We start from the raw sequence: 14585 nt of genomic DNA, 5'->3' as shown, positions 1-14585 counted from the left end.
CGACCGACCCGCTAGCTGACCCCTCGAGCGACCTGCAACCAGTCGCTACGGCAAGTCGGGCCGCCAACAAAGACGTTGTCATAGCAACGCAGACGAGACGGTGAGTACATGGATCTCTTCGAATATCAGGCGAAGGAGCTCTTCGTTAAGCACGGAGTGCCTTCGTCCGAGGGTCGTGTTTGCGACACGGCCGAAGAAGCACGCGCCATTGCCGAGGAAATCGGCAAGCCGGTCATGGTCAAGGCGCAGGTCAAGGTAGGCGGTCGCGGCAAGGCGGGTGGCGTGAAGTACGCCGCCACCCCGGAAGACGCGTTCACCCACGCGCAGAACATCCTCGGCCTCGACATCAAGGGCCACATCGTCAAGAAGCTCCTGGTCGCCGAGGCCAAGGACATCGCGGAGGAGTACTACATCTCCTTCCTGCTCGACCGCTCCAACCGCACCTACCTGGCCATGTGTTCGGTCGAGGGCGGCATGGAGATCGAAGAGGTCGCCGAGAAGACCCCCGAGCGTCTGGCCAAGATCCCCGTCGACGCCGTGAAGGGTGTCGACCTGACCTTCGCCCGCGAGATCGCGGAGAAGGGCCACCTGCCCGCCGAGGTGCTCGACGCCGCGGCCGTGACCATCCAGAAGCTGTGGGAGGTCTTCACCAAGGAAGACACCACCCTGGTCGAGGTCAACCCGCTGGTGCGCACCCCGAACGACGAGATCCTCGCCCTCGACGGCAAGGTCACCCTGGACGAGAACGCCGAGTTCCGTCAGCCCGGCCACCTCGAGTTCGCCGACGTCGACGCGACCGACCCGCTCGAGCTCAAGGCCAAGGAGAACGACCTCAACTACGTCAAGCTCGACGGCGAGGTCGGCATCATCGGCAACGGCGCCGGTCTGGTCATGTCGACCCTGGACGTCGTCGCCTACGCGGGCGAGAACCACGGCGGTGTGAAGCCGGCCAACTTCCTCGACATCGGCGGCGGCGCTTCGGCTTCCGTGATGGCCGCGGGTCTTGACGTGATCCTCGGTGACGCGCAGGTCAAGAGCGTGTTCGTCAACGTCTTCGGTGGCATCACCGCGTGCGACGCCGTGGCCAACGGCATCGTGGGCGCGCTCGAGGTGCTCGGTGACGCGGCCACCAAGCCGCTGGTCGTTCGCCTGGACGGCAACAACGTCGAAGAGGGTCGTCGCATCCTCGCCGAGGCCAACCACCCGCTGGTGACGCTGGCCCAGACCATGGACGAGGGCGCCGACAAGGCTGCCGAACTCGCCGCAGCGAAGTAAGGAACAGCGAACATGTCCATCTTCCTGAACAAGGACAACAAGGTCATCGTCCAGGGCATCACCGGCGGCGAGGGCACCAAGCACACCGCGCTGATGCTGAAGGCGGGCACCAACGTCGTCGGCGGTGTCAACGCGCGCAAGGCCGGTACCACGGTCAAGCACACCGACAAAGACGGCAACGAGATCGAGCTGCCCGTGTTCGCTTCGGTGGCCGAGGCCATGGAGAAGACCGGCGCCGACACCTCCATCGCGTTCGTGCCCCCGGCCTTCTCGAAGGACGCCATCATCGAGGCCATCGACGCGGAGATCCCGCTGCTCGTGGTCATCACCGAGGGCATCCCGGTGCAGGACTCCGCCTACGCGTGGGCCTACAACGTCGAAAAGGGCGAGAAGACCCGCATCATCGGCCCGAACTGCCCCGGCATCATCACCCCCGGCGAGGCGCTGGTCGGCATCACCCCGAACAACATCACCGGCAAGGGCCCGATCGGCCTGGTGTCGAAGTCGGGCACGCTGACCTACCAGATGATGTACGAGCTGCGCGATTTCGGTTTCTCCACCGCGATCGGCATCGGCGGCGACCCGGTCATCGGCACCACCCACATCGACGCCATCGAGGCGTTCGAGAAGGACCCCGAGACCAAGATCATCGTGATGATCGGCGAGATCGGTGGCGACGCCGAAGAGCGCGCCGCGGCCTACATCAAGGCCAACGTGACCAAGCCGGTCGTCGGCTACGTCGCGGGCTTCACCGCCCCCGAGGGCAAGACCATGGGCCACGCGGGCGCGATCGTGTCCAGTGGTGGTGGCACCGCGCAGGCCAAGCAGGAAGCGCTCGAGGCAGCGGGTGTGAAGGTCGGCAAGACGCCGTCCGCCACCGCCGCGCTCGCTCGCGAGATCCTGGAGAAGGCGTCCATCGCCTCTGCGTAATCCGCAAATCACACTGTCGAAGGCCGCTTTCAGGTTTAGCCTGGGCGGCCTTCGTCGATTCATCCACAGGCGGTGGTTTATCCACAGCCTGCATCGGTAGGTGATGACCGCGGGCGTGGCGTGCAGTAGCGTCAGGTATCGGATCAGGCACCAGTCAGTTCGACGCGACCGATGCGCACGACTCGACAAGGAGACGACGACATGTCCTACCCGACAGGGGGCTCCGGGTACAACGCACCCGCGACACCCGCCGCGCCCGCGCAGGGCCCGAGCACCGGAGCCGCCGCGGCTGCGTCCGTGGACGACGGTGGCGCCAAGGGGCTGCCCTTCATTCTCACCGCCGCGGGCGCCGGACTCGGCGTTGTCACCTTCCTGCTCGGCTTCGCGCCGTTCATCGGTTTCTCCCTCGGGGCGAAAACCGAGACCAGCAGCATGTTCGATTCCAGTGCGGGCGGTTACGCGGCGCTGATCCTGGCCGCCGCGATCGTGGCCGGTCTGTCGCTGCTGCCCAAGCTGAACAACCTCCCCGTGGCCGTCGCTCTCGCCGCGGCCGGATTCGTGGGCGTCGTGGTGGCGCTCATCAGCATCGAGAGCGCGGAACTGCAGTGGGGCGCCTTCGTCGTCTCGGTCTTCGCGTTCGTCGTCACCGTGTTGCTCGTGGTCGCGCTGCTGTTCCAGCTCGGCATCATCAAGCCGCCTGCGCCCAAGCCCGCGCAGCCGCAGCAGCCGGGTCAGTACGGGCAGTACGGCCAGCAGGGTTACGGGCAGCAGGGATACGGCCAGCCGGGTCAGCAGCAGTCCTTCGGTCAGGGTGGTTACGGCCAGGCCTCGACCGGTGGGCAGTACCCCACGCAGTCGCCCTACGGTCAGCAGAGTTCGCCGTCGATGCCGCAGGCGCAGCAGCCGTCCTACGGTCAGCCGGGTCAGCAGCAGGGTTACGGCCAGCCGCAGCAGCAGTCGCCCTACGGCCAGCAGTACGGCGCCGCGCCGCAGCAGCAGCCCTACGGTGGGGCCCCGCAGGCGCAGCCGCGTCCGGATGAGAGCGCAACCCAGACCTTCGGTGGCCAGCCGACCGGTCAGCCGTTCGGTGCGCCCAATTACGGTGGCGCGCAGCAGGGTTCGGCTCCGCAGCCTGGGCAGAGTCAGCCGTTCGGTGGCGAACAGAACGCCGACCCGGCGGCCGACGCGACCACCGCGTTCCGTCCCAGCGACGACCAGAAGTAGGAAAAACCGACGGCTGGTTGTGGCCCCAGGTTTCGATCGCGAGCCCACAGGTGTGCCTGTGGGCTCGCGGCGCGCCTGACCCGCGCTCGCCGGGGAAGCTGCCACGCTGAATTGGCGTCGGCCATATCGAGCGGAGACACGGCAATTCCGTGCCCGTCTCTTACATTTTGATGTGCTAATTTGTAAGCCATGTCGCAGGTGGTGAAGCGGGCCTACAAGTTCCGCTTCTACCCGTCCGGTGCACAAGCCGCGGAGCTGTCGCGCACGTTCGGATGTGTTCGCCTGGTCTGGAACAGAGCATTGGATGCGCGGCAGCGTCGTTACGCGACGGAGTCGAAGTCGACCACTTATGTGCAAGCGTCCGCTGAACTGACCAAGTGGAAGAGCTTGCCGGAGTTGGCATTCCTCAACGAGGTCTCTTCGGTTCCGCTCCAGCAAGTGCTCCGGCATCAGCAGGCGGCCTTCGCGGCGTTCTACGCCAAGCGCGCCCGCTACCCGAGATTCAAGTCGCGAAAGCGTTCGCGTGCGTCCGCCGAGTACACCCGATCGGGTTTCCGGTGGCGCGGCGGGGAACTGACTCTCGCGAAGATGGCCGAACCGCTCGATATTCGGTGGTCCCGGCAGATGCCAGACGGGGCAGTGCCGTCGACAGTCACCGTTTCGTGTGACAGCGCGGGTCGGTGGTTCGTGTCCTTGTTGGTAGAGGAGACCGTCGCCGCGCTGCCATCCACACCGCAGACAGTCGGCGTCGACGTTGGGTTGACCTGTTTGGCTGTCCTGTCAACGGGGGAGAAGATCGTCAATCCTCGTCACGAGCGTGCCGACCGGCGCAGGCTGGCGAAGGCACAACGCGACCTGGCCCGGAAGATGAAGGGGTCGAACAATCGGGAGAAGGCCCGCCGAAAGGTGGCGCGTATTCATGCCCGGATCACCGACCGGCGTACCGATTTCCTGCACAAGTTGTCCACGAGACTGATTCGCGAGAACCAAGCGGTCGCCATCGAGGACTTGACGGTGCGCAACATGGTCGCCAACCACGCCCTGGCCCGTGCGATTTCGGACGCGAGCTGGCGGCAGCTGCGTTCGATGCTGGAGTACAAAGCGGACTGGTACGGCCGCGAGGTGTTGGTGGTGGATCGCTGGTACCCGTCGACCCGGGTGTGCTCGCATTGCGGTGCATTGCACGCCAGGCTGCCGCTGGACGTTCGCGAGTGGACTTGCCGCTGTGGCGCCGTCCATGATCGGGATGTGAACGCGGCTCGTAACATCCTCGCTGCCGGGCTGGCAGAGAGGTGAAACGCCTGCGGAGTCGGTATAAGTCCGGTCGGGAGTTCTCCCGACCGGCGGCCGATGGTGATGCAGGAATTCCCGCCGTGTACGGCAGGGAGGATGCCAAGAGCTCCCGTAACGCCTCCCGTAACCCCTCCCCCGGGGTCGAGCCGCCCTGGTGGTCGCTGCCACCGGACCGGGCGCGGGCCCTGCTGCTCGTCGCCGCCCGGCCGACGATCTGCGCGCTGACCGCGATGATCGTCGTGGTGCTGCTGGTGATGCTCACCTCGGGCACCGAACTCACCAGTGCGCCGGGCGCGGTCGCGGCGACCTGGCTCGCGGCTCATCAGATTCCGCTCACCGTCGGCCGGACCACCCTCGGTCTGCTGCCGCTGATACCGACCGTCGTGCTGGTGTGGCTGGCCGCCCGCGAATGCGCACGGGCGGTGCCGAACCGGCCGACGCCGGTCGACCTGGGCTGGCTCACCGCCGCCGTACTCGCCGGGCCGCTCGTCATGACCTCGGTGTGCCTGGCCGTTGTGGGTGATGCCGCGGGCGTCACGCCACTCGAACCGCCCGGTGTGGTCACCGCTTTCGGCTGGGTGCTGGTGCTGTACCTGGCCGCGGCCGCCGCCGGGATCTGCGCCCGAGCCTGGGATTCGCTGTGTGCGCTGCTCCCCGCGGAAATCCCGGAGTGGGCGGTACTCGGTGCGCGCGCCGCCCGCCGCACCGTGCTGCGCATGCTCGGCTGCGCGGCGCTGGCGACGGTGATCTCGTTCGGCACGCACCTGTCCCGCGTCGGCGAGACCTATCAGCAGGCACACGATGTGACCGATGTGCTCGGCATGACCCTGCTCTCGCTGCTCTACCTGCCGAACGTGATCGTCGGCGCCGCCGGGATGCTCAGCGGTGCCGCGGTGCAGTTCGGGATCGGATCGGTGGGATTGTTCGGTGTGAGCGCCGGGCAGGTGCCGCCGGTCCCCGCGTTGATCCCGCTGCCCACCGGTCCCGCCGCCGCGTGGTGGCCGGTGCTGCTGCTCGTGCCGCTGGCCGTCGGCGTGCTCGGCGGCGTGGAGCTCGGCCGCACGAGCGACGACCGTCCCGGTGCGCCGTGGGCGACGCTCACCTGTGCCGGCCTGTCGACGCTCACCTTCCTGGTCCTGGCGATCCTGAGCAGCGGTCAGCTCGGCGCCGTCGGTTGGGTGGGGCCCGATCTGTTGATGCTGGTCGTGCTGATGATCACCTGGTTCGGTTTCGGCGGCTTCGTCGGCATGGTCTTCGCCCGCCGCTTCCTCGCACCGGCCGTCGATTACGACGACTACTCCTACGACGAAGACGACGATTACTACTACGAGGACGACGACGAAGACGAGGACGACGACTACGCCGACGATCACGACTACGCGGACGACGACCACGAATACCCCGCCGACCCGGCCGTGGAGGTCGACGCCGAACTCGTCGAGGACATCGACGACGAACCCGAGGTGAGCATCGCCGCCCCCGGCTCGACGACCCCGCCGACCGACGACATCGTCGACGCCGAGGTGGTGGAGCCGGACCTGCCGGAGGGTGACGGGGACACCGGTCGTTAAGCTCGACCCGGCGCATTGTCGATCGCCGCCACCCGACCACACGCAGGAGTAGAGCGCTGACGTCCTCGTTTGCCCAGTGGAAGCCCGCACGGACCCCGGCCACCCTCGTCGTCCTCGCCTCGGGCACCGGCTCGCTGCTCAACGCACTGCTGGCCGCCGCCCGCGAACCCGGTTACCCGGCGAAGATCGTCGCTGTGGGTGTCGACCGGGTATGCCAGGCCACCGAACACGCCGAGGCCGCGGGCGTCGACCACTTCCGGGTCGCGGTCAAGGATTTCGACGACCGAGCCGCCTGGGACCGCGCGCTCACCGACGCGGTCGCCGCGTTCGAACCCGACCTGGTCGTCTCGGCAGGCTTCATGAAGATCGTCGGCCCCGCGTTCCTGGAACGCTTCGGCGGCCGGTTCATCAACACCCATCCCGCGCTGCTGCCGTCGTTTCCCGGCGCGCACGGTGTGCGTGACGCGCTGGCCTACGGCGCCAAGGTCACCGGCTGCACGGTGCACCTGGTCGACGGCGGGGTCGACACGGGCCCGATCCTCGCGCAGGAGGCGGTCGACGTGCTGCCCGGCGACGACGAGGCCGCGCTGCACGAGCGCATCAAGGTTGTCGAGCGACGGTTGCTGGCGCAGGTCATCGCCGCCGTCGCGACGCGAGGCATTGTCTCCGACGGACGAAAGGCAGAGATACCAGATGAGCGAGCACACCGGTGAGTGAACGTAAGGCGATCCGCAGGGCGCTGGTGAGCGTCTACGACAAGACCGGGCTCGTCGAGCTGGCCACCGGACTGCACGCCGCGGGCGTGGAGCTGGTGTCGACCGGTTCGACCGCGGGCAAGATCGCCGAGGCGGGCATTCCGGTCACCCGGGTCGAGGACCTGACCGGTTTCCCGGAGACCCTCGACGGCCGCGTGAAGACGCTGCACCCGCGCGTGCACGCCGGCATCCTGGCCGACACCCGCCGCGCCGAGCACCTCGACCAGCTCACCGAGCTCGGTGTCGAGGCGTTCGAGCTCGTGGTGGTCAACCTCTACCCGTTCACCCAGACCGTGGCCAGCGGCGCCGGTGTGGACGAGTGCGTGGAGCAGATCGACATCGGCGGTCCGTCGATGGTGCGTGCCGCCGCCAAGAACCACCCGTCGGTGGGTGTGGTCGTCGACGTCACCGACTACGACGACGTGCTCGTGGCCGTGAAGTCGGGCGGCTTCACCCTCGCCGAGCGGACCGCGTTGGCCGCCAAGGCTTTCCAGCACACCGCGAACTACGACGTGGCTGTGGCGAGCTGGATGGGCTCGGTCGCCGTGCCCGCCGTGCAGCCCGAGACCGAGCAGTTCCCGAGCTGGGTCGCCGGTTCGTGGGAGCGGGCGGCGGTGCTGCGCTACGGCGAGAACCCGCATCAGGCCGCGGCGCTGTACACCAGCAACGACGGCACCGTCGGCATCGCGCAGGCGCAGCAGTTGCACGGCAAGGAGATGTCGTACAACAACTACACCGACGGTGACGCCGCCTGGCGCGCCGCGTTCGACTTCGACGAGCCCGCCGTGGCGGTCATCAAGCACGCCAACCCGTGTGGCATCGCCGTCGGCGCCGATATCGCCGAGGCCCACCGCAAGGCGCACGCCACCGATCCGGTGAGCGCCTACGGTGGCGTGATCGCCGCCAACCGTGAGGTGAGCGTCGAGATGGCCGAGCAGGTCGCCGAGATCTTCACCGAGGTGATCGTCGCCCCCGGTTACGCGCCGGGTGCCGTCGAGGTGCTGCAGCGCAAGAAGAACGTGCGCGTGCTGGTCGCTGAGCCGCCGCGCCGCAAGGGTGTGGAACTGCGTCCGATCAGCGGCGGTGCGCTGCTGCAGGACCGCGACGTGCTCGACGCCGCGGGTGACGACCCGGCCAACTGGACCCTCGCCGCCGGTGATCCCGCCGATGCCACCACGCTGGCCGACCTCGAATTCGCTTGGCGCGCTTGCCGTGCGGTGAAGTCGAACGCGATCCTGCTGGCCGACGACGGCGCCGCTGTCGGCGTCGGCATGGGGCAGGTGAACCGGGTCGACTCCTGCAAGCTGGCCGTGGAACGCGCGGGGGAGCGGGCCAAGGGTTCGGTCGCCGCCTCGGATGCCTTCTTCCCGTTCTCCGACGGCCCGCAGATCCTGGTGGCCGCGGGCGTGCGCGCCATCGTCCACCCGGGTGGTTCGATCCGCGACAAGGACACCGTGGAACTGTGCAAGGAAGCGGGCGTCACGCTGTACCTGACCGGGGCGCGTCACTTCGCGCACTGAGTTCGCTTGCCCCGCAACGGGTGCCGCGCCGTCACGGTGCGGCACCCGCTGCTGTTTCAGGCCGCGTCGACGACCTGCCGGGAGCCCAGCGGCGCGTCGAGGGTGATCTCCAGCGTGCCGAGGACGGCCTCCATCGTGCACATCCGCCCGACGGCGTCGGCGGGGGTACCGGCACGCAGTGCGACGGTGACCGTGTCGGCCGTTTCGGTGACGACGGCGTCGACGCCGTTGCACTGGGGATTGCCGGTCTGGAAGTCGACCGCGATGGCTGCCTCGCCCACCCGGCGCCACGCGGTGAACGGCAGCGGATGCGGGTCGACCAGGTTCGGGTCGGCGGTGAACGGCCGGCCGACTCCGGGACCGGTGCTTTCCGGGCGGGTGTTCGTCGGTGCCGAGGTGGGTGTGGTGTCCCCGGAACTCGCGCAGGCCGGTGCGAACAGCACGGCCAGGCTCGCGACGAGGGCGAAGCGGCGCGACAGCGGTGTCATGGCGTCCACCCTAGCCACGGCACGAAAACGGCCCCGGAGCACCAGCTCCGGGGCCGTCTGTCACGAGCTCACTTGGTGGTCGTGAACGGCAGCAACGCCATCTCGCGCGCGTTCTTCACCGCGACGGCGACCTGGCGCTGCTGGCGCGGGGTCAGCCCGGTGACGCGGCGGCTACGGATCTTGCCGCGATCGGAGATGAAGGTGCGCAGCAGGTTGACGTCTTTGTAGTCGACGTACTCGATGCCCGCGGCGATCAGCGGGTTCTTCTTCGGCTTGCGGCCCTGCTCGGCGCGTGCCTTCTTGGACGGTGCTCGCTTCACTGCCATGGGATTTTCCTTCTCACGAGATCAGTGGGTGTCTACCAGCTCGATTTGTGGACCCCAGGGAGCTCGCCCCGGTGGGCCATCTCGCGCACACGTACCCGGGAGAGCCCGAACTTCCTGAGATGGCCGCGTGGCCGGCCATCGGCTGCATCCCGATTGCGCAATCGTACCGGACTGGCATCGCGGGGCTGGGCGCGCAGTTCGGCCTGGGCCGCCGCGCGCTCGTCGTCGCCGGTGCCCGGCTTGCGGATGATCTCCTTGAGCTCGGCACGGCGCGCGGCGTAGCGCTCGACGATCACGCGCCGCTGCTCGTTACGGGCGATCTTCGACTTCTTCGCCATCAGCGCTCCTCGCGGAAGTCCACGTGCTTGCGCACGACGGGGTCGTATTTGCGCAGGACCATCCGGTCGGGGTCGTTGCGGCGGTTCTTGCGGGTGACGTAGGTGTAGCCGGTGCCCGCGGTGGACTTGAGTTTGACGATCGGCCGCAGTTCGGTCGATTTCGAGGCCATGGGTGCTCCTAGATCTTGTCGCCGCGAGCGCGGATACGGGCCACTACGGCCTCGATCCCGTCGCGGTCGATGGTCTTGATGCCCTTGGCGGAGACCGTCAGCGTGACGCGGCGGCCCTCGCTGGGCAGGTAGTAGGTCTTGCGCTGGATGTTGGGGTTCCAGCGGCGGTTCGTGCGCCGGTGCGAATGCGAGACGGCTTTTCCGAAGCCGGGCTTGCGTCCGGTGACCTGGCAGTGGGCCGACATGCGACCTCCCTCCACGGTTATGACAACCATTTTCGACAATGCTTATTCCGCACTGTACCGTTGCCCTCGAAGTAAATGAAAATCGTTATCGAAAGGGGTACCGGGTGCGTGACCAGTCCGACCGGAGAACACCCGTGGTGCTGCTGGCCGGTTTCGCCGGACCCGCCATGACCGGCGTCGAGCACATCGCGGCGGTGCTGAGCGAGGATGCGGGCACGGTCGTCGTGCACCACGACCTCGCCGAACTGCGCGAGGGCGTGGTTCGGCGCACGGTGCGCACCGCGGGCAACGTGACGACCACGGTGCTCGAACTGGCGCACGGCTGTGTGTCGTGCACGCTGCGCGCCGATCTGCTGCCGATGCTGTGCACCCTCGCCGCCCGCGAGCCGGTGCGGCGCATCGTGCTCGCCCTCGACCCGGCCATCGAGGCCGAGGCGCTGTGCCACGCGATCGAGACCGTCGAGGTGACCGGTGTCGCCGACCGGGTCGACGGTCCCGCCGCCCGGAATGTGCGCATCGAGGCCGTGCTGACCTGCGTCGACGGCAACCAGTGGCTCGCCGACGCCACGGGTGACGAGGCGCTGGCCGACCGTGGTCTCGCCTCGGCCGACGACGAACGAACCGTCGCCCAGGTGGCAGTCGGCCAGGTCGACTTCGCCGACGCACTCGTGGTGCTCGCCGACGGCGTGGAGCCCCTCGACCGCGAACGCCTCGACGCGGTGCTCACCCGGCTCGCGCCCGGCGCACCGACCGCCTGGCTTCCCGACCTGTCCGGCTTCGACGCCGTGGAGGTGGGCGCGCTGCTCACCCGCGTGCCCGACGATGCCCGGCGCGGCCGCATCTTCGACGCCCACGCACCGCTGCTGCGCGGTCAGCCGCCGCTGAGCACCGACTGCGGTGTGTCGATCATCGAGTTCGCCGCCCGCAGGCCGTTCCATCCGGCCCGGCTGCACGACGCCCTCGACGTGCTGTTCGACGGTGTGGTCACCGCGCGCGGCCGGATCTGGCTGGCCACCCAGCCCGACCAGGTGGTGTGGCTCGAATCGGCCGGCGGTGGGCTGCGCGTCGGCGGGGCGGGCAAGTGGCTGGCCGCGATGACGCCCGAGGAGCAGGCCGAGGTCGATCCCGCGCGGCGCGCGATGGCGGCGCTCGGCTGGGACGACCGGTTCGGCGACCGCGATGTGTCGCTGGTGGTCCTCGCCCACGACGCCGACCCCGCCGAGATCCGGCACGCCCTGCACTGGGCGCTGGTGGAGGACGACGAACTGCTGCTCGTCGATCGCGCCCCCGAGCGGGTCGCGCGGTGGGAGGACCCCTTCGGCGAATGGCACGAAGACCCGTGCGCCGACCCCGCCGAGGCTCCGGCCGCGGCGAGCGAGCACACCAACCCGAGAGGAGAAACGGCATGAAAGCGGGCATCCACCCCGAGTACCACCCGGTCGTGTTCGAGGACGCGAACACCGGCAAGAAGTTCCTGACGAGGTCCACGGCCACCAGTGACCGGACCGTCGAGTGGGAGGACGGGAACACCTACCCGCTGCTCACCGTCGACGTGACATCGGATTCGCACCCGTTCTGGACCGGCACCGCGCGCAATCTCGACACCCAGGGCCGGGTGGAGAAGTTCGAGCGCCGCTACGGCAAGCGTTCGCGCCCGGGCAAGGAGGGCTGAGGCATGGCGGTTCCCAAGCGCAGGATGTCGCGCTCGAACACCAGGAGCAGGCGTTCGCAGTGGAAGGCCGAGGCGCCGCAACTCGTCCCGGTGACCGTGGCGGGTGTCGAATATCGGGTGCCACGTCGTATCGTTGGTGCCGTACGGAAGGGCATGATCGATCCCGCGCGGATCTCCTGACCTTTCCGAGGTGTTCGAGAGCCGGTTCGGAGGGGACAACCCGAAGCGGGGTATCGGACAAAATGCAACGGCCTGCCGGGGTGTGAACCCCGACAGGCCGTTGCCATGTCAGCCGGTTACTTCTCAGCCTTCTTGCTCGGCGAGGGCGACCAGTGCGACGGCGAGCTTGATGTACTTGTTGGTGCCGAGGTCGGCGATGGTCTTGATCTTCAGCGCATCGAGCAGCTGCTGATCGACGCCTGCGGCAAGCCCCGCGAGGGCCGACGGCGGCGCGGACAGGATTTCCTTCAGCGTCTTGTTCTCGTATTCCTTGTCGAGAACTTTGTCGAGCACCACGTTGACGGCCATGCGAACTCCTTCGAACGAACCTTGGATGTGCCGGGCGAGACGAAAGCGCCCTGCGGGGACGATAACCCGCCCGAGGCCCGGATGTGGGCCTAACGCACCGTCTGCCGTGTGAGCTGGGAAGCCTGGTGTCCAGGGGGCTTACTGGGCACTTGTAATGCCTGGTCAGGGGCTTGTCCGGGAGGTGGGGGCAATCGCCCGGTTACCGTTGTGACGCATGCCACGTGGACTTGCCGCTAGAGAAAGCTTGCCGACCGATTGCTGAACGCCCAGATACCAACTCGGGGTTTGTTTTTCGGCACAGTAAAATTCCTGAATCACTGATGCGTAGTCCTGCACGGGTATGTACTCTCGTGCGGGAGGGCGGGTTCTCCTACCAAGGAGAACCCGCTCATCGCCACTTCAGGGGCGGTTTTCGCCCGAATCCACCACCGCCGGGCCGCATTCGGGCAGCGGGGCGGAAGACGGTAAAGATTCCGGCAAACCGGACGTTAGCCAGTTATCGCGCACCGACGGTTTCGGCCTTCTCGGCGGCCTCGATGGCCTCGCGCCGATCGGGTGCCACCAGGATCGCCGTGATGGGCACAGTGAGGCCGAGTGAACCGAGCACGAACATCGGGAACACCAGGTCGAACAGCTGCAGTCCGTCGGGTGTGCGAGCGCCGGAGTTCACGTCGAATTCCAGCGCGCCGACCGCCGTGTAGTACAGCGCCGCGACACCGACGGCGAACAGCAGTGACAACACCACGCGCAGGGCGATCAACCGCACCGTCTGACCGGCCCACAGCACGCCCGTGCACAGCGCCATCGACATCAGCAGTACGAGCCCGATGAGGCCGAGCGACTCCGTCACGGTGCCCTGCACCGCGAGCGCGTCCAGGGTGAGATAGGTCGACAGGCCGACACCCAGCCCCATCGTCAGCCCGCCGATCACGAGCCGAGGCAGATCGAGACGCCGCCCGCCGATCAGGAATCCGGCGAACACGGCGATCACCGCGATGGCGGCCGAGGCCGTGCCGAGGGCCAGGTTGTAGCGCACCGCGCTGCCCTCGACGTGAATGCCGAGCAGCGCGACCGAATTCGCCAGCCACAGGCCGACGCCACCGAGCGAGACGGCGGCCATCGTGAGCCACACGATGCGGAACCGCACCGAGTACTTGGCGTGGCGCACACACGCGAACGCCACGACCGCGCCGACGGCCGACAGATCGAAAGCCAGCCACGCCACGCCCGTACCGCGACCGAACACCTCCGCTCCGGTCGCGAGCAGATCAACCACGCCTGCCAGCTCCCTCGAATTGCTGCGGCTCGAGTTGGGCGATGGCGTATTCGGTCACCGCCGCCAGCGCCTGACGCACCTCGACGGCGTTGCGAGCGTCGATGTCGACGATGGGGATGCCCTCACGCACCGACAGCGCTTCGCGCAGTTCGGCGATCGGGAAACGCGGGGCGTTCGGGAAACGGTTGACCGCGATCAGGAACGGCAGCCCGCGCGCCTCGAAGAAGTCGACGGCGGCGAAGCTGTCTTCCAGCCTGCGGGTGTCGATCAGCACCACCGCGCCGATGGCACCGCGGATCAGGTCGTCCCACATGAACCAGAACCGCTTCTGGCCGGGCGTGCCGAACAGATACAGCACCAGGTTGCCCGGCAGCACGATGCGGCCGAAGTCCATCGCGACGGTGGTGGTCTCCTTCTCCGGCGTCTCGGCGAGATCGTCGATGCCGTCGGAGAAATGGGTCACCATCGCTTCGGTGCGCAGCGGAACGATCTCCGACACCGAGCCGACGAAGGTCGTCTTCCCGGCGCCGAAACCGCCCGCCACCACGATCTTCGTCGAGGCGACCCGTTGCTCGGGTGCCTGCTGGCGCGGTGCGCCCTCAGAGGCCACGGAGTCCACGCAAAGTCCTCTCCATCAGTGATCGGCGTTCGTCGTAGCTCGCCTGCTCGGTCAGCGTCGAGTGCACTCGAAGTATCCCGCCCACAACGAGATCGCCGATCATCACCCGGACCATACCCAGTGGGCGTGACAGGTATGCCGCGATCTCGGCGACCGAGAGGCGATGTGTGGCAAGGCGCACTATCTCACTTCGTAGATCGCCTGCGGGCCATTCCAGGTGTGCGGTATAGGAAACCGTCTCCACGACCGCCTCCAAGGGCAGCGCGATCGCGGGTTCGGTGCGGCCTGCGGTCAGGGCATAGGGCCTGACGCGTGTGGTCGGCCGGATTTCGGATCCGTACGGGCTCGACATCTC

General features: G+C 67.9%; 19 protein-coding genes. 10 read left to right on the top strand and 9 right to left on the bottom strand.

Translation table 11 applies throughout. The features are described from left to right. Positions 1-108: 108 nt before the first annotated feature. The 7 genes from sucC (at position 109) to purH (ending at position 8568) form a co-directional block, all read left to right on the top strand. Positions 109-1275 (top strand): ADP-forming succinate--CoA ligase subunit beta, encoded by a 1167-nt coding sequence (gene sucC / locus ACSVDM_RS19620; RefSeq protein WP_067485387.1) that lies wholly within the window; start codon positions 109-111, stop codon positions 1273-1275. Between the two features lie 12 nt (positions 1276-1287). Then, positions 1288-2205, top strand: coding sequence for a succinate--CoA ligase subunit alpha (gene sucD, locus ACSVDM_RS19615; protein ID WP_067485390.1), 918 nt, complete (start codon positions 1288-1290; stop codon positions 2203-2205). Between the two features lie 201 nt (positions 2206-2406). Next, a complete protein-coding gene (locus ACSVDM_RS19610) occupies positions 2407-3429 on the top strand; it encodes a DUF5336 domain-containing protein (RefSeq protein ID WP_439266853.1) in 1023 nt (340 codons plus the stop codon). 189 nt (positions 3430-3618) lie between these two features. Beyond that, the gene (locus ACSVDM_RS19605) at positions 3619-4725 is read left to right on the top strand and encodes an RNA-guided endonuclease InsQ/TnpB family protein (protein ID WP_067485397.1); all 1107 of its coding nucleotides are present in this window, start codon (positions 3619-3621) and stop codon (positions 4723-4725) included. A 77-nt stretch (positions 4726-4802) separates the two neighbouring features. Then, positions 4803-6293 (top strand): cell division protein PerM, encoded by a 1491-nt coding sequence (locus ACSVDM_RS19600; RefSeq protein WP_439266852.1) that lies wholly within the window; start codon positions 4803-4805, stop codon positions 6291-6293. A gap of 56 nt (positions 6294-6349) precedes the next feature. Further along, the gene (purN, locus tag ACSVDM_RS19595) at positions 6350-7006 is read left to right on the top strand and encodes a phosphoribosylglycinamide formyltransferase (RefSeq protein WP_439266898.1); all 657 of its coding nucleotides are present in this window, start codon (positions 6350-6352) and stop codon (positions 7004-7006) included. Then, positions 7003-8568, top strand: a complete 1566-nt coding sequence (purH, locus tag ACSVDM_RS19590) for a bifunctional phosphoribosylaminoimidazolecarboxamide formyltransferase/IMP cyclohydrolase (RefSeq protein ID WP_439266850.1) — start codon at positions 7003-7005, stop codon at positions 8566-8568. Before purN ends, purH begins: the two co-directional genes overlap by 4 nt. A 56-nt stretch (positions 8569-8624) precedes the next feature. Here purH and ACSVDM_RS19585 read toward each other — a convergent pair whose 3' ends face one another. From ACSVDM_RS19585 to rpmB, 5 genes are all read right to left on the bottom strand, one after another. Then, entirely contained in the window at positions 8625-9056 is a 432-nt protein-coding gene (locus ACSVDM_RS19585; RefSeq protein WP_439266849.1) for a hypothetical protein, read from the bottom strand. 68 nt (positions 9057-9124) lie between these two features. Then, the gene (rpsR, locus tag ACSVDM_RS19580; protein WP_067485410.1) at positions 9125-9382 is read right to left on the bottom strand and encodes a 30S ribosomal protein S18; all 258 of its coding nucleotides are present in this window, start codon (positions 9380-9382) and stop codon (positions 9125-9127) included. A gap of 32 nt (positions 9383-9414) precedes the next feature. Further along, a complete protein-coding gene (gene rpsN, locus ACSVDM_RS19575; RefSeq protein WP_067485412.1) occupies positions 9415-9720 on the bottom strand; it encodes a 30S ribosomal protein S14 in 306 nt (101 codons plus the stop codon). Next, entirely contained in the window at positions 9720-9890 is a 171-nt protein-coding gene (rpmG, locus tag ACSVDM_RS19570) for a 50S ribosomal protein L33 (protein WP_011211511.1), read from the bottom strand. Before rpmG ends, rpsN begins: the two co-directional genes overlap by 1 nt. A gap of 8 nt (positions 9891-9898) precedes the next feature. Next, positions 9899-10135 (bottom strand): 50S ribosomal protein L28, encoded by a 237-nt coding sequence (gene rpmB / locus ACSVDM_RS19565; RefSeq protein WP_067485415.1) that lies wholly within the window; start codon positions 10133-10135, stop codon positions 9899-9901. Positions 10136-10239: 104 nt separating this feature from the next. Between rpmB and mrf the strand changes: the two genes are divergently transcribed. Genes mrf through rpmF form a run of 3 tightly spaced genes read left to right on the top strand, consistent with a single transcriptional unit; the run spans position 10240 to position 11987 of the window. Then, positions 10240-11544, top strand: a complete 1305-nt coding sequence (gene mrf, locus ACSVDM_RS19560) for a ribosome hibernation factor-recruiting GTPase MRF (RefSeq protein ID WP_439266845.1) — start codon at positions 10240-10242, stop codon at positions 11542-11544. Next, positions 11541-11807, top strand: coding sequence for a type B 50S ribosomal protein L31 (locus ACSVDM_RS19555; protein WP_439266843.1), 267 nt, complete (start codon positions 11541-11543; stop codon positions 11805-11807). The genes mrf and ACSVDM_RS19555 overlap by 4 nt, the downstream gene beginning before the upstream one ends. 3 nt (positions 11808-11810) lie before the next feature. Continuing rightward, positions 11811-11987, top strand: a complete 177-nt coding sequence (rpmF, locus tag ACSVDM_RS19550) for a 50S ribosomal protein L32 (RefSeq protein WP_439266841.1) — start codon at positions 11811-11813, stop codon at positions 11985-11987. Between the two features lie 123 nt (positions 11988-12110). Here the strand turns inward: rpmF and ACSVDM_RS19545 are convergent, their stop codons facing one another. The 4 genes from ACSVDM_RS19545 to ACSVDM_RS19530 form a co-directional block, all read right to left on the bottom strand. Beyond that, on the bottom strand, positions 12111-12335 hold the full coding sequence (locus tag ACSVDM_RS19545) for a hypothetical protein (RefSeq protein ID WP_067485421.1): 225 nt from the start codon (positions 12333-12335) through the stop codon (positions 12111-12113). Positions 12336-12831: 496 nt separating this feature from the next. Continuing rightward, entirely contained in the window at positions 12832-13611 is a 780-nt protein-coding gene (locus ACSVDM_RS19540) for an MHYT domain-containing protein (RefSeq protein ID WP_439266839.1), read from the bottom strand. Next, positions 13604-14230 (bottom strand): GTP-binding protein, encoded by a 627-nt coding sequence (locus tag ACSVDM_RS19535; RefSeq protein WP_225278646.1) that lies wholly within the window; start codon positions 14228-14230, stop codon positions 13604-13606. Before ACSVDM_RS19535 ends, ACSVDM_RS19540 begins: the two co-directional genes overlap by 8 nt. Beyond that, complete coding sequence (locus ACSVDM_RS19530) at positions 14211-14582, bottom strand: DUF742 domain-containing protein (RefSeq protein ID WP_067485423.1); 372 nt, start codon at positions 14580-14582, stop codon at positions 14211-14213. The genes ACSVDM_RS19535 and ACSVDM_RS19530 overlap by 20 nt, the downstream gene beginning before the upstream one ends. Between the last annotated feature and the right edge of the window lie 3 nt (positions 14583-14585).

This window comes from Nocardia sp. JW2 (assembly GCF_051843015.1).
GTDB classification, from domain to species: Bacteria; Actinomycetota; Actinomycetes; order Mycobacteriales; family Mycobacteriaceae; genus Nocardia; species Nocardia coubleae.
This window is presented reverse-complemented; position numbering and strand designations above follow the sequence as displayed.